20 protein-coding genes are annotated in these 20,652 nt (G+C 62.4%); 9 read left to right on the forward strand and 11 right to left on the reverse strand.

The window, feature by feature from the left end:
- Positions 1–12: 12 nt before the first annotated feature.
- From ACVWZM_RS44240 to ACVWZM_RS44260, 5 genes are all read right to left on the reverse strand, one after another.
- Positions 13–1,050, reverse strand: a complete 1,038-nt coding sequence (locus ACVWZM_RS44240) for an aromatic ring-hydroxylating dioxygenase subunit alpha (RefSeq protein ID WP_456856489.1) — start codon at positions 1,048–1,050, stop codon at positions 13–15.
- Between the two features lie 97 nt (positions 1,051–1,147).
- A complete protein-coding gene (locus ACVWZM_RS44245; RefSeq protein ID WP_456856490.1) occupies positions 1,148–1,924 on the reverse strand; it encodes an SDR family oxidoreductase in 777 nt (258 codons plus the stop codon).
- A complete protein-coding gene (locus tag ACVWZM_RS44250) occupies positions 1,921–2,913 on the reverse strand; it encodes an ABC transporter substrate-binding protein (RefSeq protein ID WP_456856491.1) in 993 nt (330 codons plus the stop codon). The genes ACVWZM_RS44245 and ACVWZM_RS44250 overlap by 4 nt, the downstream gene beginning before the upstream one ends.
- Positions 2,910–3,722, reverse strand: coding sequence for a DODA-type extradiol aromatic ring-opening family dioxygenase (locus ACVWZM_RS44255; protein WP_456856493.1), 813 nt, complete (start codon positions 3,720–3,722; stop codon positions 2,910–2,912). The genes ACVWZM_RS44250 and ACVWZM_RS44255 overlap by 4 nt, the downstream gene beginning before the upstream one ends.
- 2 nt (positions 3,723–3,724) lie before the next feature.
- The gene (locus tag ACVWZM_RS44260) at positions 3,725–4,012 is read right to left on the reverse strand and encodes a hypothetical protein (protein ID WP_456856495.1); all 288 of its coding nucleotides are present in this window, start codon (positions 4,010–4,012) and stop codon (positions 3,725–3,727) included.
- A gap of 166 nt (positions 4,013–4,178) precedes the next feature.
- On the opposite strand from ACVWZM_RS44260, the gene ACVWZM_RS44265 reads away from it, so the two are divergent.
- Positions 4,179–5,558: an amidase gene (locus ACVWZM_RS44265; RefSeq protein WP_456856497.1), complete on the forward strand. Its 1,380-nt coding sequence runs from the start codon at positions 4,179–4,181 to the stop codon at positions 5,556–5,558.
- A gap of 14 nt (positions 5,559–5,572) precedes the next feature.
- Here the strand turns inward: ACVWZM_RS44265 and ACVWZM_RS44270 are convergent, their stop codons facing one another.
- A complete protein-coding gene (locus ACVWZM_RS44270; RefSeq protein ID WP_456856499.1) occupies positions 5,573–6,076 on the reverse strand; it encodes a MarR family winged helix-turn-helix transcriptional regulator in 504 nt (167 codons plus the stop codon).
- A gap of 365 nt (positions 6,077–6,441) precedes the next feature.
- On the opposite strand from ACVWZM_RS44270, the gene ACVWZM_RS44275 reads away from it, so the two are divergent.
- Complete coding sequence (locus ACVWZM_RS44275) at positions 6,442–6,648, forward strand: hypothetical protein (protein ID WP_456856500.1); 207 nt, start codon at positions 6,442–6,444, stop codon at positions 6,646–6,648.
- Positions 6,649–6,719: 71 nt separating this feature from the next.
- Here the strand turns inward: ACVWZM_RS44275 and ACVWZM_RS44280 are convergent, their stop codons facing one another.
- The 3 genes from ACVWZM_RS44280 to ACVWZM_RS44290 all read right to left on the reverse strand — a co-directional run bounded on the left by ACVWZM_RS44280 (position 6,720) and on the right by ACVWZM_RS44290 (position 13,824).
- Positions 6,720–11,537, reverse strand: a complete 4,818-nt coding sequence (locus ACVWZM_RS44280) for an autotransporter domain-containing protein (RefSeq protein ID WP_456856501.1) — start codon at positions 11,535–11,537, stop codon at positions 6,720–6,722.
- Positions 11,538–12,115: 578 nt separating this feature from the next.
- Positions 12,116–13,579: an EAL domain-containing protein gene (locus ACVWZM_RS44285; RefSeq protein ID WP_456856502.1), complete on the reverse strand. Its 1,464-nt coding sequence runs from the start codon at positions 13,577–13,579 to the stop codon at positions 12,116–12,118.
- On the reverse strand, positions 13,576–13,824 hold the full coding sequence (locus tag ACVWZM_RS44290; protein WP_456856504.1) for a hypothetical protein: 249 nt from the start codon (positions 13,822–13,824) through the stop codon (positions 13,576–13,578). Before ACVWZM_RS44290 ends, ACVWZM_RS44285 begins: the two co-directional genes overlap by 4 nt.
- Before the next feature lie 585 nt (positions 13,825–14,409).
- Here ACVWZM_RS44290 and ACVWZM_RS44295 point away from each other — a divergent pair.
- The 3 genes from ACVWZM_RS44295 (at position 14,410) to ACVWZM_RS44305 (ending at position 16,688) form a co-directional block, all read left to right on the forward strand.
- Positions 14,410–14,559: a hypothetical protein gene (locus ACVWZM_RS44295; protein WP_456856505.1), complete on the forward strand. Its 150-nt coding sequence runs from the start codon at positions 14,410–14,412 to the stop codon at positions 14,557–14,559.
- A gap of 715 nt (positions 14,560–15,274) precedes the next feature.
- The gene (locus ACVWZM_RS44300) at positions 15,275–16,255 is read left to right on the forward strand and encodes a LysR family transcriptional regulator (protein ID WP_456856506.1); all 981 of its coding nucleotides are present in this window, start codon (positions 15,275–15,277) and stop codon (positions 16,253–16,255) included.
- 265 nt (positions 16,256–16,520) lie between these two features.
- On the forward strand, positions 16,521–16,688 hold the full coding sequence (locus ACVWZM_RS44305; protein WP_456856508.1) for a hypothetical protein: 168 nt from the start codon (positions 16,521–16,523) through the stop codon (positions 16,686–16,688).
- Between the two features lie 154 nt (positions 16,689–16,842).
- Here ACVWZM_RS44305 and ACVWZM_RS44310 read toward each other — a convergent pair whose 3' ends face one another.
- Both ACVWZM_RS44310 and ku read right to left on the reverse strand, forming a co-directional pair.
- On the reverse strand, positions 16,843–17,529 hold the full coding sequence (locus ACVWZM_RS44310) for an NAD-dependent epimerase/dehydratase family protein (protein WP_456856509.1): 687 nt from the start codon (positions 17,527–17,529) through the stop codon (positions 16,843–16,845).
- Positions 17,530–17,538: 9 nt separating this feature from the next.
- The gene (ku, locus tag ACVWZM_RS44315; protein WP_456856510.1) at positions 17,539–18,465 is read right to left on the reverse strand and encodes a non-homologous end joining protein Ku; all 927 of its coding nucleotides are present in this window, start codon (positions 18,463–18,465) and stop codon (positions 17,539–17,541) included.
- 143 nt (positions 18,466–18,608) lie between these two features.
- On the opposite strand from ku, the gene ACVWZM_RS44320 reads away from it, so the two are divergent.
- The 4 genes from ACVWZM_RS44320 (at position 18,609) to ACVWZM_RS44335 (ending at position 20,631) form a co-directional block, all read left to right on the forward strand.
- On the forward strand, positions 18,609–19,013 hold the full coding sequence (locus ACVWZM_RS44320; RefSeq protein ID WP_456856511.1) for a hypothetical protein: 405 nt from the start codon (positions 18,609–18,611) through the stop codon (positions 19,011–19,013).
- A gap of 39 nt (positions 19,014–19,052) precedes the next feature.
- Entirely contained in the window at positions 19,053–19,484 is a 432-nt protein-coding gene (locus ACVWZM_RS44325) for a hypothetical protein (protein WP_456856868.1), read from the forward strand.
- 20 nt (positions 19,485–19,504) lie between these two features.
- Complete coding sequence (locus tag ACVWZM_RS44330; RefSeq protein ID WP_456856513.1) at positions 19,505–20,233, forward strand: SOS response-associated peptidase; 729 nt, start codon at positions 19,505–19,507, stop codon at positions 20,231–20,233.
- A gap of 125 nt (positions 20,234–20,358) precedes the next feature.
- Positions 20,359–20,631: a hypothetical protein gene (locus tag ACVWZM_RS44335; protein ID WP_456856514.1), complete on the forward strand. Its 273-nt coding sequence runs from the start codon at positions 20,359–20,361 to the stop codon at positions 20,629–20,631.
- Positions 20,632–20,652: the final 21 nt, after the last annotated feature.

Raw genomic sequence — 20,652 nt, forward strand, 5'->3', positions numbered from 1 at the left:
CCGTGCAGACCCCTACTGGGCTGCGACTGGCTGCCCGGCCGCTTCCTCGCGCTGCATCCGCTCGATAGTCCTGCGGAATGCAACCGAGCCCGCATCGAAGACGATGTCGACCGTCTTGGCGTGCGGCAGCAGGTCGACCGTGCGCTGCTGCGCCGCCAGAACTTCGGCATCTTCTTCGAGTGTCGCGTCGATCTGCGCTTTCAGGATCTGCGTCGTCTCCGGATCGTCGATCTTGAAGTTGCGCACTTCTGTCCAGAACAGGTGCGCAGTCGTCTCGGTCTCAGGCGTTACAACGTTGAGGTTCCAGCGCTCGATGCCCTGGCTGCGGTTGCCTTCCATCGCGCCGGTGCCGACCTTCGCGCCCCCCACCTCCAGCCACACATAGCAAGGCGGCGCGGCGGTCGCGATTTGCCAGCGGTCGATGTTGCCGTCGAACCCTCCAAGCTTCACGAAAGTCGGCGGCGGGGGCACGTTCTGCATCCAGCGCGTCACTTTCACGCTGTCGCCGTGCCGCGCCGTGGTGACGCCGTGGCGAGCGACATCGAGGGTGCCGATGGTGCGCTCGTGAACGTAAGAAAGATGGCTGAGGTCCAGCAGATTATCGACGCCGAACAGATAGTTCGCCTTGATATCGACCCGCGCGCCGACCGCGACCCAACCTTCACGATCGATGATGCTGAAGTCCGGCAGGCGAGCCTCGTCGGCGAGCGCCGGATCTCCCATCCAGATCCAGACCATCTGCCAGCGCTCAATCAGCGGAAACGACTTGATCTTGGCCGCGGCCGGTATTTTCTCCTGACCGGGCATGGAGATGCAGCGGCCGCCGCGGTCGAAAACGAGACCGTGATATCCGCATTGAACGTCGTCCTTCACGAGCTTGCCGATCGACAGCGGCACGTTGCGATGGCAGCACCGGTCCTCTATTGCGACCGCCTCGCCCGCCTCGGTCCGATACAGCAGCACCGGCTCGTTCAGGATACGACGGGCGAGCAGGCTGCGGCCGAGCTCATCGCTGCGGGCTGCAACGTACCAGTGGTTCCTCAGGAACATGTCACTCTCCGATATTTAGTAACCTATCTATCTATTTGCCGCCGGGTTCAAAGCCAAACCGTGTGCGACATGCTGCCTCTTTGTGCGGGTATCCGGCTCAGATTGAACGGATCACGCCGCCGTCGACGGGGATCGCCGCCCCGGTGACATAGGCCGAGCGTTCGGAAGCAAGGAACGCGACCACGTTAGCGATGTCTTCGGGTGAGCCAAAGCGTTGCAACGGGATATCCGATAAACGCGACTTGTAGTACGCGTCCGCGTCCATCTGCGACGCGGCGACGCCGCCTTTGAAGCGCTCGGTGAAGATGCGCCCCGGCACGATTGTATTGAACAGGATGCCGTCTGCCGCATAGTCACGCGCGAGGCTCTTCATCAGACCGGCTGCACCGGGACGCGTCGCGTTAGAGGCAACGAGATCCGGGATCGGCTCGCGCACCGAACGCGACTGCACTGTCACGACGCGCCCCCATCGCCTGCCCTGCATGTGCGGCAAGACAAGTCGCACCAGCCGGGCGAGCGGCAGTACCGTCGCCTCGAAGGCGGCGGTCAGGTCCGAGTCCGTCAGAGAGCCAAAATTCCCGCGGCGTGGCGATGCGCAGATCGCGACCAGGATGTCGATGCTGCCGAACTCGGCAACGGTTCGGCTCACCATCGCGTCCAGGTCGGGCGCCACGCTCAAGTCCGCCCTGCAGGCAAGAACGCGCGCCCCGCTCGCCGAGCGAATTTCCTCAGCGGTTTTCTGGAGCTCCGCCTCCTGACGCGCGCAGATCGCGATATTGCAGCCCTCGGCCGCCAGCAGCTCGGCGCACGCGCGTCCGATCCCCCGGCTTGCCGCCGTGACGAGCGCGGTACGCCCCTCGATCCCGAGATTCATGGTGTTATCCCCGTGAGTGTGGCGCCGGCAGACGTTCCGGTCGGGTCGTAGAGACGATCGAACAACCCGTCGCGCTCGAGCGCGTCCAGGAAGGTCGAGTCGTAAACCTCCTGCGGGCCCATCGACGCTGCGGCTGGATATTCGTCAGCGAACGAGTTCAGCACGTTCTGCAGTCCCGTGGGCGAGGCCCGCGGGATCCTGGAAAATCGCGGTGCGTAGAATTCGTGAATGCGCGCGACGCCAGCCTCGTCGGTGAAATCGAGGTGCGCCCGGAGCGTCGCACGCGCAACGTCTGGCCTGGTCTTGAACGCGTGCAAGGCTCGCGAATAGCCCTCGACGATGCGCGACACGAGATCGGGCCGCGCGGCGGCAAGGCGCTTGGTGGTCACGACGACCGGCCCCTGGAATTCGAATTCTTCGCTGAGATCCGCGAGCGCTGACAGGCCTTCACTGGGCGCGGCAGCAAAGCGATAGTCCGCCGGCAAGACGCCCGCCGCGATGCGACCGGTGCGCACCATATCGAAGATGACCGGATAGCGCTTGAGGGAGGCGATCGAGACGTCCGCGGCGGACAGGCCCCAGCGGCCGAGCATTTGGGCCGCGCAGTAACCCGTCTGGCCGGCCGCCGTCAGCACGCCGATTTCACGTCCGCGCAGTTGTGCCGGCTCTTTGACATCAGGCGCACCAACGATAAACAGCGCTGGACGCGGCTCGGCGGCAAGCAGAATGAGCGGATCGTGACCCTCGAGCGCCCACTGCACGACCGGGACTGCGCCGAATTCGGCGATGTCCCAGTCACCTTCAACAAGTCCTTTGATGCCCGCGGGGCCGGCCGTCTCCATGCCACTGATTTCCAGGGCGATCCCGGCCTCACGAAACGAGCCCGCCGCAAGGCCAACCAGCGCGAGACTTTGCGCGGTCGACTTCAGGCCGATCGCGAGCCTCACCTTCTCCAACTGCGGAGCCTTCAGAGCGGGCGATGCGATCATGAGAAGACGCTCACCGCGCAGCCCGTCTGCCAGGCTTCGATGGGTGCATAGCTCAGCGTCTGCGCCGGCCTTCCTTCCGTCGCGCCGAGCGCCACTGCCCACGGCCGGATTTCCCAGCTTCCGAAGCCCGCCTGATCCAGGCGCGACAGCGGAATATCGAGCACCGAAGTCGGCTTGTCGCTCGCCAGCAAGGCGAGGAACTGCCTGTCGAAGTCCGGGTCGAGACGGCTCGCTTCCGCCGCACCCGGCGCGTGCGACAAACCGCCGGTGGCGATGACGGCAATACGCTCCGACCGGAGACCGATGGTCTTGCGCAGGACTTTTCCGAAGTCGTAGCAGCGTCGCAACGACGGCATCGGCGCTACCTGACAATTCACCATGATCCAGACGATCGGAATGTCACGCTGCGGGCGGATCAGGCTCATGGGTACCATCACGCTGTGCTCAAGCTTGAGGCCGCGCGAGAACGCCGGGTCGAAACCGGACTCCATCGCCTCCTCCAGCAGATGGGCCGCAAAATCCGCAGCCCCCGGAACGCGGCCCTTTGGAATTCCGAGCCACTTCTCCACCGGCCCTTCATAATCTTCGTTCATGCCGACGCAAAAGGCGGGCATCCGATCGACGAAGAAGTTGGTGAAGTGATCCGGCGCAATGAACACGATCGCATCCGGCTTGCTTGCATCGAGCTCCGCGCCTACCCTGGCGGCTGCTTTAAGAAAGTCGCGACGTTGTTGTTCCGGCGCCTTGTCCGTGAAGGCAGCAATGCCGGGCGCGTGGCTCAAGGCGGCCGCAAACGCAAGATCACCCATGTCTATTCTCCGGAGTTGGTGAAACGGCGGGCGCTTGAGAACACCCTGCTGCCCTCGAGCGCGGCCAGCCGATGGTGGTAGTCGACGGGAGAGATCCCGGCGTAGCGCGAATACGGCGCGATCAGCAGCGGATGCACGCCCATGCGGTAGAGCTCCTCGACCGCGCCGCCTTCCAGGGCCTTTCGCTCCGGCGAACTGACATCGAACCCGTCAAACAGGTGCTCGTCCTTGTCGCGCAGGGCGGCCTGAAGCCGCTCGTCATGCTTCAGCTCAAAGATGAAGCGCTCCACCTCAAAAAGACTCACCGCCCGACCTCGTTTCATCGCGAGTTGTAATTTACATAGATAACTATGTATATATTTTTCCACCCGTCAATCGAAAACTGAAGACGCCCTGCCCGCAGGCTCGGGCAGTGGACGGTCGAGCAGCGCAACAATGTGGAGAGGATCAACGCAAATGTCGAAACCTGTGCTGGCGGATCTCACCGCGATCGAAAGCCGTACCCTGCTCGATGCCCGAGCGATGACTGCAACCGAATTGCTCGACGCCGTCGTTGCACGGCATCGCGCCACCCATGCAGCGATCAACGCGATCGTGGCCACCGACCTCGATACGGCTTATCGGGCGGCGGCCGAGGCCGACGCAAGGTTGGCACGCGGCGAACGTCTCAGTCCGGTGGATGGCATTCCCGTCACGGTGAAAGACAATATCGGCGTGCGCGGAATGGTCGCGAGTTGGGGCAGCCGGCTGTTCGCGGATCGCCTATGCGATCGCGACGATATCGCCGTGGAGCGGCTGCGCAGCGCCGGCGCGGTGATCTGGTGCAAGACCAACACGCCGGAATTCGCTCTCGCCGGCACCACGGAAAACAGCCTGTTCGGCATCACCCGCAATCCCCGGGATACGCGGCTAACACCGGGGGGATCGAGCGGCGGCGCCGCAGCCGCGCTCGCAGCCGGAGTTGGGCCGCTCGCGCTCGCGACCGACGCCGGCGGGTCAGCACGCAGGCCGGCCGCCTTTACCGGAACGGTCGGCTTCCGGCCATCGACCGGGCGCATTCCACGCGGAGCCTACTTCCCCAACACCACCCACGACCTGCAAACACTGGCACCGATGGCGCGTACAGTGGGCGACGCCCGCCTTCTCTATCAGGCTTTGGTCGGACCGGATCGATGGGACCGGACTTCACTGGCGCAGCCGAGCACCCGGCGCGACTTTGGGTCGCCGCTCCGAATCAACATGTTCCGGTTCGTGAGCGACAAGATTGTCGATCGCGACATTCTGGCCGCCCTCGAAGGGGCGGCATCTCGATTGCGCGACCGAGGTTGCGACGTGAGGGAAGTCGCACCCCCGTTCGATCTCGCCCGGATCGAACGGATCTGGTCGGTGCTGATCTCGACGTTTGCCACGGCGTTCGTGCGCGAGCACGATAGGTGGGATGGCTTCAGCGGCACAATCCAGGGGCTCGCCAAGGCTGGCGCCTTAATGACCGCGGTGGATTATCGCGCGGCCCTGGAAGACATCCAGCGCATCCGCCGAGAGGTTGACGAGTTGTTCGTCGGGGTCGACGCCTTCCTGTGCCCGACTTCGCCGTGCTTTCCATGGCCGGCAGATGCCCCCTTCCCCGGCGAGATCGACGGCACACCCGCATCGCTCCGCGACACAGCCATTTTCCTGCCGTTTGCCAACGTCGCAGGCGTGCCCGCAATCAGCGTCCCGGTGCCCGGCCCAGCGTTGCCGATCGGTCTGCAGTTGATTGGAAACTTCGGCGACGACGAGCATCTGCTCGACATTGCAGCGTTGCTCGAAAGATCTTTCGGGACCACGTCCGAGTAGCACCGGCCTTCAGACTAACGGCGCCGCCGCGGGGGAGCGAATTGGCCGGAATCGATGTTCGCGCGCACCTTGCGCAAGATGCTGCGCAGCATATTGAACTCTTCGGTCGAAATACCCTTCAGGACGAAATCATTGATGCCCTTGACCATCGGCAGCATGCGGTCGCCGACGTCCCGGCCTTCCCGCGTCAGGAAAATGCGCGTACTGCGACCGTCTTTCGGATCGGGTTTGATCTTGACGAACCCATGCCTCTCCATGTCTCGCAGCGCTGTCACAGCGGTCGGCTGCATCATGCCGACGCGTTCACTGAGCTCCCTCTGCGTCAGCCCGTCCTCCTCCCAGAGAACTCTGAGAAAGAACCACATCCCATAGGTTACGCCGCCCCCTTCCAACGCAAGGCACTGCTTCAACAGCGGCTTCAGGCGGCGCTCCGTCATCGTGAGCATGAAGCCCACGCTTTCGTCGAGCTTGTATTCAAGCTCCTGACGCGAGCCTGGCAATTTGACGGACTTCGGCATATCTCCACGCATAAGGCGAAATAAACTTCGTGCTCCGTGAGATCGAGAGATTCGAGGCCTCACGAAGGTCGGCATAATGCCTACCCTTCCAGCGTGAGCCAGTAAAGGGACCCCACCGATCAAAGGATCCATACGCGAAGGAGGCCCGCCGGTTCGCCTTCAACTTTCGATCATCAACAGACGGTCAGCGCCGACGGATACATGCCTTGGCGTGCCACGACCGCCATTTCTCATGTTTTTCCGAATCTGATCGATCAAGCCCTAACTTGCCCAACGGGTTGCCGAGCGGCGCGGCATTGCGCCACCCCACTTGTTGGAGAGGGGCAGAAAGACACCGCATCGGGCGACAGCGATCGGCTTGCGGGATGACGCAGCAAACCGAGCTGGAGGCGAGGCTCGCCATCCGGCAACATGGCCGCGACCGCGCCGTAGAGGTAATGAACGAAGAGAAGGTCCACTCGCCCTTCCGCCCGTTCCGAGCCGAAGCGCTGGCGCATCCACTGTTCGATGGAATGCGCTTTTCCTTCAAACCAATGAACTGTATCCCTCGTATTCGTTCCCCCAAAACATGAAATGAATTTCGTCATCGGGATATGAATTGTCCCTTTTATTTGGACATTGCTTCCCCCAGTTCGGCCCATGGTCAGAACTTCACATTGAAGCTTGCGCGGCCGGATTGGTCGGAGAGACCAGAGCCGAACTGACCGCCGTAGGAAACGCCGAGGATTGCTTTGGGCGACAGCGCATAGTCGAGCCCCGCTTCGATCACTGCAGTGCTACGCGCGATCGGCACACCAGCGATGGTGAAGGCGTTCCCGCCGCTGGCAAAGCGCATCGTCGAGAGCGGCGTCACGTCGCCGAAGGCATGACGCCAGCCCAGCATACCCTTCGCCGTGAGGTTAGCCCCGCCGAGATTGAACGTGGTCGAGCCGCGCAGGCCGAGCGTCGTGAAGGTCGCATCGGTGTTGGCTGACGCGCTGGTCAGCGCCGCAGCACCACCCTTTTCGGTGAAGCCGTCCGTGTGCAGGCTCACATAGGCGAGGTTGGCGAAGGGCTCGAAGCGGGCGCCGCCAGCATTGACGTCATAGGCGAGCTCGCCGAAGGCCTGTGTGGTCGCCGCCTGGTAGCCGCCCTTCAGGCTATCCGCGAAGCCGCGGAAAGCGACGCTGCGGCTGGTCGAGATGTCATGCCAGCTGTAGGCGGCGCCAGTCCGCAGCGCGAGATTGCCCCAGGTCGCGCCGCCGTAGAGGCCGACATGATAATTGTCGCTCGAACCCGAGGAGCGGCGATCCTTCACATTGAAGTCGCTGTTGCTGTAGCCGGCCACCGCGCCGAAGCGCCAGGTGTCGAACACCGGAGCATCGGCGCCGATGAAGAAGCCGCTGGTCGAGCGGTTGAGGCGTGCCGCATTGCCGTCGCCATCGCTATGACCCCAGGAGCCGAAGCTCTCGCCCCAGACCGCGAAGCGATCAGAGTTCGCGGCGACGCTGACTGGCTTGCCGTCGACATAGGTTGTGACCGAGCCCGAAGCCCCCACACCGTCGAAGGCCGCGCGGATGCGGTCGTTGACGGCATTGCGAACGAATCGGCTGTCCTCAATCAGCGCGGTCTTCGCGGAGGCATGAATCTCGCCGGAGAGCTGGTCGAAGGCATAGGCCGCCGCCGAGGCGCTTGTCTGCGACGCGACCAGATCGTAGAGGCTGTTACCCGTTCCCAGGCTTTCGACACCGTTCGCGGTTGCACACTGGTTGCGCGTAAAGCCATCCAGGCAAAACGACGTGTCGTTGCGTTTGATGTCCAGATAGACGTTGCTGGCGTCGTAGTCGAGCTGAAGCCCGACATACGGCATATCCTCCTCGAGCGCGTCGAACTGCCCCGTAATGCCGGATTGGGCATTCAGGATCGTCCAGTGGCTGCCGGGCAGGTACACGCCACCGGCCTTTGCGACCGTGACGATGCCGCCTTGCAGTTGCGCCTGACCGGTCACGTCGACGCGGTTGCTGTCGGTTGGATTGAGCTCGACCGCGAAGATCGATCCCTTTTCGAAAACCAGATTTCCGTTGACGGTCAGCATGCCGATCGAGTTGCCGGGCGACAGCGTGGCGCCATTCGCAACGGTCACGACAGACCCGGTGCCGGAGCCGACGGTGCCATGGCCGGCGAGTGTCCCGCCATTCTGGACATTGAGCGATCCGCCAAGCAAGGCGCCAGCGTGGGCGGCGTCGGAGCCGACGATCAGCGCGCCGGCGGTGACATCGGTCGCACCGGCGAAGCTCGCACTGTTGCCATCATAGACGAGCGCGCCCGCCCCCGCCTTGACGAAGCGTCCCGTTCCGGTGAGCACGCCGCCGTAAGCCGCATTCGCGCTCTGATCGAAGGTAAGCGCCGCCCCCGAGACGATGGCGGCATTGCCACCGAAGCGCTCGGCCGCCGTGCTCACCCCTCCGACCGCGATCGACCAGTCGAGGGTCGAGGTGCCGGTCAGCGTGAGATTGCCGGCGCCGGTCTTGACCATATGACCGAAGGTGCTGTTCAAGCTTCCGATATTGCCGGCGAAGGTTCCGTCACTCGCCTGGTCGAACACCACAGTGCCGGCATTGCCGATGGTGCCGGATATCGAGGCTGCATTGCCGATCAGCAGGCCGGACTGGACCAGCGTGTTGCCGTATCCGTTGCCGGCGTTGTCGAGCCTGAGCGTGCCCGCCCCGGTCTTAACCAGATCGCCCGCGCCTGACACCACGCCGGTGAGACCGAGCGTTGTGCCCGCCGCCACATCGATCTCGCCGGTCTGCGCCAGCGTGATATTGCGGGCTATATCGAATCTCGCGATGGTCGCGAGCCTGCCCCCATTGAAGGTGAGCGCGCCTGCTACATCGCCGAGATTGCCGTCGTCAGATACCTGCAACGTGCCACCGCGAAGCTCGGTGCCCCCCGTGTAGCTGTTCGCCCCCGAAAAGATCAGCGTGCCGGAACCGATCTGGCTGACACCGCCGCTGCCGGTGATCGCGCCAGCGAAAGTGTAGGCATCGGAGCGGTTGAAGGCCAGTACGCCATTGTTGGTCACGTCGCCAACGATGGAGCCGCTCGTCCCGCCATTGCCGATCTGCAAAGCGCCGCCCGTGATGGTGGTGCCGCCGGTATAGAGATTGTCGGCGCTGAGGATCAGCGTGCCACCGTCGGTTTTTACAAGGCGGCTATTGCCGGTCAACTCAGCTGCTATCTCCGCACCCATCTGTGCCGAGGCAGCTGTCCCGTCACCAACGCGAATGATGCTCTCGCCGTTGACGGCGCTCAACGTGAGCGCGTCCCCTTCAAGTCGATAGCCGCCGGTTGCGAACTGCATGCCGGTAGCCATGATCGCGCCGGCGCTATTGTCCACCGCAACCGTGCCGTCTGCGCCCGTGAAAACGGAAAAGGAAGGATTCGGCGTATAAGGGCCGTTGATTGAACCGTCCGCGGTGGTCCAATTCCTGCCATCGGCGCGCCAGGCGCCTGATCCGCCATCGACAGCGCCGTTGTCGTGCAATGCCACATTGCCACCGTCCCAGAAACTGGCCGGCGTCCCGTAAGTCGTGAAGAGATTGACTTGCCCGGCAACGGCGGTTTGGATGTTGTAAAGCCCCGCATCTCCCCCCGGGACCGTCCCGATCACAAGGCCGTTGTCGGTGAGCGCGCCGCCATAGCTGAAAATGCGGTAGAGACCCGGACCGAAGCTTCCGGCATCGGACACATTAAGCGTTCCGGCGAGCCGCAGGTTTCCTCCGACGTCGAAGAGAGCCGCGTTCGGGACAGCGCCCAGGGAGACATTGATCGCACTATCGATGCCAAGCGAAAGGTTGCCAGCGACGTGAAGCGTCTGGCCCTGAGAACCCGACAGAATGCCGCCGCCGAAAAATGTCAGATCCCCGGCGATGGTGCCGTTTCCCGCCACCGTTCCGGCACCCGTAGCCGTTACATTGCCGTTCAAGCTGCCATCAACCTCAAGCCGACCGCCCGTCACCGACGCCGTTCCGCCAAGGGTATTGGCAACGATGAGTCTGCCTCCGACCACTGTCGTCACGCCCTTGAAGGCGGAGCCGTCACCGGTGAGGCGTGTCGTGCCGGCATAGGAATTGATGTGATGATCGCCCGTCCCGCTGCTGACGATATCCTGCGAGAAGATATGGTTCGTATCGGTGTGGTTGAAATTCAGAGAGCCGGTGCCATCGCCGAATGCAATGGACGCGGCCTCAAGCGAGCCCGCACCTACGGCATCGGAGGCGAGTGTCGAGGCTGCGCCGATGTTGATTGCGCCAGAGTATCCCGCCACAGAGGCGACGCTGATGGAGCCCGATCCATTCGACACGCGAACTGTGCCGGCGTCCGCAACGGTGAGCGAGCCCGTTGCTTGCGAGCCGACCGTAAGGGCGCCGGCATTGTTCCAGACAGAACCGGCTCCCGTAACCAGGAAATCCGACGTACCGACTGAAGGGTAACCATCCAAATATCCAACTATCGCGACTTCGGTGTTGAGGGTGCCTCCCTTCTCCACCGTCAAGGCACCGCGCCCCTCATACCCTCCTCGAAGTTGCCCCGCCGGCCAGACGGAGCCGCCGCCGCTAATAGTCCAAGTGGAGCCGGCGCCGCTAATAGTCACTTGGCTGAGACCGTCGGAAAGCAATCCAACATCTCCCCATTGGCTCTGTACCGTGGCGCCGTCCGCAATGAGCAGCGAACCCGATCCGATAGCCATACCCGACGAATTGACCCAGCTGGTGCCGCTTCCGGTCACGGTGAGCGAACCGCCGACACTGCCATACGAGTTCTCAACGCGTGCGCCATCGGCAACCGTCACCTGTCCCCGGCCGCCCACGCTGAAATAGCCTGGCATTGACCAAAGCGAGTTGGCACCAGTAAGCGTGGCGGATGAGGACACGGAGTCCCATACGCCGCCAATTGTGAGGGCCGAACTCTTGATGACGCCCCCATCCTTGGTGATCAATGTCCCGTCTACATAGTAGCCGACGTAGATGCGGCCATACGCTTCCCATATTGACCCGGGGCCTTCGACAGTCACCGTGCCCGAAGCCACACCAGAGCCGCCGTCAAATTCCGGAGACTGATGGCCGACATAGGCACCTGTTCTGCTTAGAACATAACCACCGTCCAGGATGTGTAGAGAGCCAACGCCGTAAAAGCCGACTTCGAGGGTGTTAACCGCCAGGCTTGATCCCGTCCCGGATACGGTCACTTCTCCTGAGCTGCCGCGCCGCGCACCGATGTAGCCATTATCATGATCAACCCAGACCGTTGCGCCTCCATCGATGGTGAGAATGCCTGTACCATCGTATCCGACAACGAGCCTGCCGTTGTTTGTCCAGAATGTACCGGCGCCGGATGCGTGAACAGTGCCGCGCGCATCAGCGTAGAACCCGAGGACGCCATCCACGTTCGAGACTCTGGCGCCATCGAGGATTTCCAACGCCCCTGTCCCGGATGGAGCCGCGCCGATAAACAGATTCCCACCGACGTTCCAGGGCACACTTGGGTCTGCTGGCAGTTCCGGGGAAATATAGCCTGAACCGACAATCTGCTGTGCCCGTGCATGTCCTGAGAAACAGGTGAACGCGAGCGTCGTGAGCAGTGCAGTAGAATGACGGAATCGAATTCCGAGGCTAGCAAATTTGGCCAAAAGTACTCTTCGCGCGCCGACACCGACGCGCGCCTTCGTTGCTGGTTATTGCGGTTCGCGCCCGAGTCACAGAAGAGGACGCTTATTGCTCGCGCGGTAGCGTGTCGGAGAGTAGAAAACTTTTATCCGCGAGCCAGAATGTTATTGTGCGGCCATTTATTGGGTCGCGGAGTTAATCGCCGCCGCACAAGTCTCCGCGAAACCTCGCACATGGCCGCGACGCAACCTTGCCTGCTATATTTGCCTTGGCGAGAGAAACGACGCTCATTGTTCCCGAGCGAAGCACCGCGCTGGACAGTGCCGGTCTCTTTTCGCGAACCACGACAGGCAAAGGGCGTGGCACTCTCGCTCCTGTGACAGGGACAGCCTCAGGAGATTTTCGACACAACCAGCATGATGCCGCCCACGATGACGGCCCAGAGCCCTAGTGAGATCGGTAGCGCCCATCGCAACGCTCGCAGCGGAAAGCCAGGGACGTCGGAGGGGTCGAATACCACGAACTTGTAGGGAGGTGTCGTAGTGAGGCTCGGCTCTTCACGCACGGATGACGACTGTGTCGTGTAAGTGTCCGAGCTCATCAAGGCGACCTCATGTTTCTGCGAAATCACGTCAGGGTTGCCGAATTCGCATCGAGGCCGTTCGATAAAATATCCCTGCTGCCATTGCGCGCCCGCCTCCGAAGCGAGGTCGCTGTCCACCTGGCTTTCAACGCCTTCGACAACGACAATGCTGCCAATGGCAAGCGACAGGCGAACCATTGACCTCAGCGCGGCCTGACCTCTGGGAGACTTCCGCGCCCAGCGCAGGAAGTGCCCATCAACCTTCACCACGTCAGGATCGAGCTCGAACAGGTCGCGAAGGGCATGCTCGCCGGCGCCGAGATCATCGAGGGCAACCGCGCAGCCAAGCTCTCGCAGCCGCCGCACGAAGGCCACCGCGACAGCCGGAGCGGGAAAGCCCGCGGTTTCGGTAAGTTCAATCGTCAATCGCTTGGCGAGCGGACGATCCGCCTCGAGCTCCAGGAACCGCCACTTCCACCATTCATCCAGGCATGCACTTTGCGCGGAGACGTTGATTCCAAGCCGCAGCGTCGGATCCGAGCGGAGCTGCTTGATCGCCAGACCAAAAACATGATCGTCTACGGCCCGGATCAACCCAAGGCGCTCCAGCACCACGATCTCACTGGCACAGCTCCGCGCAGCACCATCATGGTCGACGATTCGAAGGAGGCATTCGTCATAGAGGGCGCTCGCGGCGCCGCGATGCTCCTTGATGGCCTGACGCGCCAGGACGAGACGGCCACCTGTCAAATGGTCGAAGAAATCGGCCGCGCGCGTCATCTCCTCACGGTATTGCTCCCTCCAGCCAGCTTCAGCACGAACGGGCCTCCCGGCGAACGGGCGCTCAACACGTGCGGGTTCTGATGGATGTGATACGATCCGCTGGTTGCCGTCCGCATTCGCAAACGGGAAGCACTCAACGGCAGGCGCAATCAGGATTTCCTGCCCATCGACGACGATGGACTCGACTGCGAGCGCGCGCAGAATGCGGTCAAGGAGCGATGAAGCCTCGCACGCATCACTGATCCGCACATTGAAGCGAATGAGATAATCGTTGGGCGCGTCCAGCCGCCTGCCGATCTCATGTTCGCCAGCAGCCAAGCTCGACTCGGCAGAGGCCCCGCCGAGGATCCACGAAACTGTCCGGGTCGAGGAGGCAATAGCCACCGACAATGCGGCGCCGCCGTACGCGGCGAGAATATGCCGCGCATTCAGGATTCGGACATGGACGCTGACGATAGGACTCGCCTCCGCCTGGAGGGCTCGCGTCATCGTGCGACTGGCCATTCTTTGCCGTTATGCACCAGAATCAGCTGCGGAGACTGCGCATCGCCCGAAGTGAAGAACCCCTCCACGCAAAGAATCTTGACGCCCCGGGTGACGACCAAAAGATCGCTGCCCGAACGGACACACCTCAAGAACGCAGCTGGGTCGATCGCGACCTTGACGACCCCGTCCCGCACCACGGAACCATTGCGCGCAACCGATTGAGACGATGAAACAGGAAGCGTTATCATGCGAGACCTCCAACGCGCTCATCGCCCAACCAAGCTACGACTGGAGACGCACAGGAGAGGACACCCGCAATATCGCCGCAGTACACACCGTGCTCGCTCAGGCAATCAAAAGAGCCCTCATACTCGAAAGAGCACACTTATTGCTCGACCTGATAGCGCGTCCGGAGAACTGAGACTTTCATGTCCGAGCCAGAATATTATTCTGTGATCACTTATTTCACCAGATAATCGAATACATCGAAGAGCATCTCAGCGTTGAGATTGACTATTGCGCAACGATCGCATCCTTCGCGAGCTCGACAAGAGTCCGACCCGGACCAACCTGGACGATCATCCTAGCATCGTGTCTGCGATGCAGGATGTAAGCACCGCCAAGCATGAGGTCATTGCGCAACGGGCCGCGATGGATGCCCTCATACCACCAACCCGTGAACGTGAACGACACCGATCTACAACCAGATGACCAGCCAAAATTGCATGAAGTCTCCGCCTGTCCCCCTATCCTCTCTTCTCTCGCGACGTGCATTTAAGGCTCTTATCAATGGACGGCATTCCAAAAGCGGAGGACGAAATGCGCGGGAGCGCATGTGGAAGCTAGCCGACATTGCAAGAGCCTACTCACGGCGCGAGTTGCTGGAGGAATACGGTGTGGGCGAGCTAACCGCCGACGAAATCGAGCAATGGCTGGCTCTGCACGGACTGGCACTGCGCCGAGAAGATACGACGCAGGCATAACCCGCACGAGACCGTTTCGTCCGACGGCGAAGGATTCCAATTGCAGCGCAGCCGCCACGGCTGGCTGGGAGTGCAGCATCGAGTGAAATTCGCCGACGCGGTCGTATTCCAAGGCGGAAAACCTGCACTGCTCGTGCGATAGCGCGTCGGAGAGCAGAGAACTTTTGCCTGCGAGCCAGAATATAATTTCGCGGTCATTTATCGCGACGCGAGCACACCGCTGTTCTAGACCGCCGTGAAAACGCCTCCCATCATGAACGGTAGCCGGGCAGGCCTTGTGCCAGCGGTGCCGCGTTTACGTTCAGACAAGTGGAGAGAAGTAAGGGGAAAGACATGGAACGGCTTTGCTCATGCAGCAATGCGAAAGAGCCGATTGATCCATCCTTGAATTGGCTCAAGGCGATCAGCGCGGGTGACCAACAGCCGCCCTTCGAATTTCCGCTTCAGGAGACCTCCCCTCGCCTCTGCGATGAATTCAGGATCATTCGATCCAGCAAAAAGCATGGCTGCGCCGAAATCGCCGTCCGCGCGACAAGGCAGCAACGTCACTCCCCAGATTATCGTCCGATATCGAGCTTGTGGGCCGCAGTGGCGCTCAGGACCAACAGCGTTCGCCGGACGATTGTACGCCAAACCCTTGAGGCCTCCTTTGCGCGGGACAGCGTCGCCATCACCCTAGCCGGTTCCGGGAACTCCGATCACGGAGGGCCGCGAGATGCCGCGGTTGGGCAGGTCTGAGCTGCAAGCCATGATCTTTGTCCTTGCGGCGGCTGAATGGGGCAGTTTTCGCAAGGCGGCAGCGTCCCTCAGCATCGACCCGTCGGTGATCAGCAAGCGCATTCGCGATTTCGAGGCAAGGTTTGAGACGCAGCTCTTTACCAGGTACAATGGCGGAGTGCGTCCGACCGATGCGGGATCGCGCCTTATCGCCCGAGCCGGGCCAGCCTTTGAGCAAATCAACGGCACGCTCGGCGATCTGGAAATCGGTCGCCGCGCTAAGCGCGGCGGGGTACTGAGAGTTGGCTTTTGCACATCTCTCGCATCGGGGTTTCTTGCCGAGCTCGTTCATCGACTCAGCCGGCAGCGCGAGTGGCCCCGGACGGACTATTTCGAAGGCAGCCCGAGCGATCACCTGGCTGCCTTGCGGGAGGAGCGGCTCGATATTGCCTTCTTGCCCGGCACCACCGCCATTACCGGCTGCTGTGTCGAACATCTGTGGAATGAACAGCTGTTCGTGACGATGTCGACACAAGACCCCTTGGTGTCTCACGCCGAGTTGATGTGGTCGGACCTCCATAATCGGACCTTCACCTTCAGCGAAAAGCAGCCGGGCGCCGACTTCCACTGCTGCCTGCTTCGCAGTCGGGTGACGCGCGGCCTCCCGGTTTTCGTCCACACCGTTCCGGTATTTCGTGAAGCGCTTCTTCAGCTCGTTGCCATCGAGGGAAACCTGACGCTTGGGAGCGAAGGCACCGCCACGTTCGCCAATGCCGATGTGACAAGCCGCCCGCTGATCGGCGAAGTGCTGCCCTTAAGTGCCGTGTGGTCGCAATGGAATGGCTCCTCAATGTTGCGACGCTTCGTCGATCTCGCTCGCAGCATTTCTCCGCTGACGGCCGGAGGGTCCATGAGAAAGCCCGTGGCGAGTGCGGCCCCTGCCCTGCAGCGAAAAAGTACGGATGACGTGAGATCGTGATCCGAACGGGACACAAGTCTCAGCCAATGGGCGTCAGAACGACAACCGGCGATCGGCCTCGGATGGCGCGATGACCACCCCCGCTACATGTCGCTGATCCTTGGTCCAGCCGATGGCCTGTCGCCATCAACCCGCAAGGGGGCGGACTTGCGCAGAGCGCGCCGCCGCGCCGGCTTCGCCCTCGCGGTGATTGCAGCCATCGGCCGAACACATCGGGTGCCTGTCAGCGGGGGATGGTCCTCCGCCCCGCGCAGGAGCCGGATCGATGTCCTTCCCCGACGCACATGCCTTCGCCTTCAGCCTCGCCGCCACCCTGATGGTCGCCGTCGTCATCTTCCGTGCCGGCGACGGTACTCTTTCTGTCGTTCAAGCTACTGAGTACGACGGCGACGACGACGCCATCGTTAGCGAAATCGACCCCTTCGCCTCATGACGAGGCGAAGATCGTGTCGGCAGAAGCGAAGACCTGCACGGTTTTTGCTCCCGCAGGCTCTTATGCTTTGCAATGCTCGGCGTTGCGCCGTGGTGGTGGAAGGCGCAGCTTCAGAGCTATTCGGTGATCTACCGAGCCTCGGACGGGATCTAGGTCAGGCCGTTGCCAACAATTCGCGAGATCTTCGCCTCATAGCATCGTTTTCAAGATAGATGGTCCCGTTCGCGACCGAGCTTTGGACGAACTCGGCGACAAAGGCGCGCCCGATGTCATCCTGTTCGATCGCGCCATAAGATCCTGGAATAAGACGTCCCAGCCAAGCCACGTAGTTCGGGGTGTGAACATTGCCTGCGATAATACCTGGACGAAAAATCGCGAGGCGCTGGAATCCTACGGCTTTGACCGCATCCTCCTTCAGTCCCATGACCCGCACGTAACGGATCCTGCTTTTGGCGTCGCTTCCCACCGCCGAGAGCAGAGAAAATTGTTGGATGCTGCCGGCGTGACAACCGCGGGCGAAGTCACCGACGACGCCGACTTCGAGGGCTTTCAGTTCATCCTCGCTCCATTTCATGCTGCCTTTGCCGACGCCGACACAGGATGCCCCGTAGACGGGATCGCCTTGCGCGGCCATGCTTTGCGCGAGCTTGGTCACTTCCGCCGGAAACTGAGCATCTGCCGTATCCAGGATTACCTGTCGCACGCGGGAATCGGCGTCCGGGGAAACCGCCCTGCGATTGACCATCACGACTTTGGCGCAGGACGGCTCTGCGGTCAGTGCACGCACCACTGCAGCTCCGACCTGCCCGGTGCCGCCGATGATCAAGACCCGAAATGCCATGTCTAGGTTCTAGGCCGACTTCCGCTGCGACTTGGCCGACGGCTTCTTCTCCGTCGTCTCCTTGGCCTGCTTCTTGCCGGCGATCGGCATCAGCATCTCCTTCTGACCGGCGGCGGCCTTGCGCGGCTTCTTGGCCGGCTTTGCCGCCTTCGCCGGCGCGGCCTCCCGACCCACGCTCTGCCGCAGCGCCTCCATCAGGTCGACCACGTTCGCGCCCTTCGGCCGCTCCTTCGGGCGGATGGTCTTGCCCGCACGCTTCTGGTTGATCAGGTCGATCAGCGCGCTCTCATAGTGGTCCTCGAATTTGCCAGGGTCGAACGTGCCGGCCTTCTGGTTCACTATGTGCCTGGCGAGGTCGAGCATGTCTGTGGTGACTTTGACGTCCTGGATCTCGTCAAAATACTCCTGTTCGCTGCGCACCTCATAGGGGTAGCGCAGCAGCGTGCCGACGAGCCCCTTGTCCATCGGCTCGAGAGCAATGATGTGCTCGCGGTTGGTCAGCACGACGCGCCCGATCGCGACCTTCTCCATCTCGCGGATGGTCTCGCGGATCACGGCAAATGCGTCGTGGCCGACCTTGCCGTCCGGACGCAGATAGTACGGACGGATCAGGTACCGCGGGTCGATGTCGGACTTGTCGACGAACTCATCGATCTCAATGGTGCGCGTGGACTCCAAAGCGATCTCCTCGAGCTCTTCCTTCGTGACCTCGATAAACTGCCCCTTGTCGAGCTCGTAGCCCTTGACGATGTCCTCGTTGGCCACCTCGTCCCCGGTGTCCGCGTCGACCTTCACGTACTTGATCCGGTGACCGGTCGCCCGATTGAGCTGGTTGAACGAAATTTTCTCGGATTCCGAGGTCGCCGGGTAGAGCGCCACCGGACAGGTGACGAGGGACAGACGCAGGAAGCCTTTCCAGTTGGCTCGCGGGGCCATCGTACGCAGAACTCCAGTTGGCGGGCGGCTCGGATTCAAGACGAACGGTAGACCAAGGTTCCGACAGCCTCGCCTGCCGACTAGAGCACTTTTTTCGGCGAGCGGTACTCGACGTTTTGTTCCTGTTATGTTCTAATTGAGTAATGACCGACCGCCCTGCCAGTTGGCGCTTTCCGACCATGAAACAGATCCAGAAGCTGGCCAACGCCCCTGTCGCCGGCAAAAACGCCTCCCCGGTGCCGGCCGTCGGCCCGGCCGACGACTTGCCGGCTGCCTACTGGGCAGCGCTCCTCGGGGACGAGCGTGCCGACGCCGCTCGCGCCGAAAAGCCGATCCAAGCGCGCAAACTGTCCGGGATCGGTCGTCACGTGCTGCGGGTCTCCTGCAGCCGCTGCGAGCGCATTGTCGAGATCCAGAAGGCCGATGCGCTCCGCCTCTACGGTCCGGACGCGGTGTGGCGGGATGTCGGTCAGCGCCTGCTCGACAACACCTGCCAGCAGCGGACCGGTCGCCACGAAGAGGACGGCTGCTGGCCTGCGTTCGAGTAGTTGCTGGCGCTGCCGCACGCATCAGAACTGGATGCCGGCATGGCACCGAAGCATCACCCGACGCCCCTGAGCGGCGGCGACCGCAAGGCGCTCGCTAAGGAGATCGGCCGGGCCCGCGCGATGACGACGATCCTCGCTGCGCAGTCCGCCGAGGTCCGCGCCAAGGGGGAGGCCCTGATCCGGACGGCGGACAAACTGCTCTGCGAAAGCTGGAACGAGCGGATGTGGGCCGACGGCGGGCCGATCGACCCGTCGCCGACCATCGATCAGGGCATCAACGGCGGTTACGCCTGGCTGGAGATCGAGTGCTCGCGGTGCAAGACCCGCCGGGACGTCGATCTGGCGGCGCTGCGCCATCCGCCGACCACGTTTGTCCACGATTTGGCGAGCCGGCTCCGCTGCAGCAAATGTGCTAAGGCCGGCCGCCGGCCGTCCGCCACGCTTCTGCAACTGACACCGCGTCCCCGCTAGGCCGCTCCGGAGACCTGATTTTGTGTAATCTTTATTCGATGACGAAAAACGTCGATGCGATCCGTCGCCTGTTCGGCGCGCTCAACAGCCACGTCGGCAATCTGCCATCGATGCCCGGCATCTTCCCGGACTACCCCGCCCCTATCGTCCGCAATGCGCCGAACGGCCTCGAGGTCGCCATGGCGCGCTGGGGCATGCCGTCCTCGTCGAAGGCGCTGATGGACGCGACGAAGAAGCGCGCCGAGAAGCTCGAGGCCAAGGGCCAAACGGTGGACTTCAAGGAACTGCTGCGGATGGAGCCGGACTTCGGCACCACAAACATCCGCAACACCAGCAGCAGCCATTGGAAGCGGTGGCTCGGGCCGGACAATCGCTGCCTTGTGCCGCTCACGTCGTTTTCCGAGTACGATACGATCGACGGCAAGAAGGTGCCGGTTTGGTTCGCAATCAACGAGTCACGTCCCCTCGTCGCTTTCGCCGGCATCTGGACGAACTGGACCAGCGTTCGCAAAGCGAAGGAAGGCGAAGTCACCCTAGACATCTTCGGCTTCCTGACCTGCGAGCCGAATGTCGAGGTGAAGCGCGTGCATCCAAAGGCGATGCCGGTGATCCTCACCACGAACGAGGAGTACGACGTCTGGATGCGCGCCCCTTGGGACGAGGCCAAGGCGTTGCAACGTCCGTTGCCGGATGACGCATTGAAGATCGTTGCGACGGGCGAGAAGGAAGATCCCACCACGGCCACTTAGTGTTGTGCACAGGAAGGCGGAACACGTGGACAAGCCACAGTGCCCGCGATTCCGAATCCCTGCCCTGTGCTAACCGGACGGAACGGCGGCGGGGGGCGAGGATTCGTCTCGGTGGAGCGAATTCGATGCTGATGTTCAAGGAAAGGCGGCCTGCGGTCCGGACGCTACGTGGCTGGGCCATCTCGGTCCTCAACGACGCCGGAGCCATTCGGGAATGCGGGGAGCACGGCTGGATGCAGGATCGCGGCGACCCCCACGCCCGCGAGCGTGCATTCGACGTCGCGCGTCAGGATCCGCCGGCCGGGGTTTCTCCGGAGGCCGCCGCGGTCGCGATCGCCGAGGTCCTGGATTCGATCGGCGACATATGCCCTGAGTGTCCGCCCGAGGACCTCATCTAAGGCTGCGACGAGCCGATCGCG

This window comes from Bradyrhizobium sp. USDA 4501 (genome assembly GCF_054062115.1).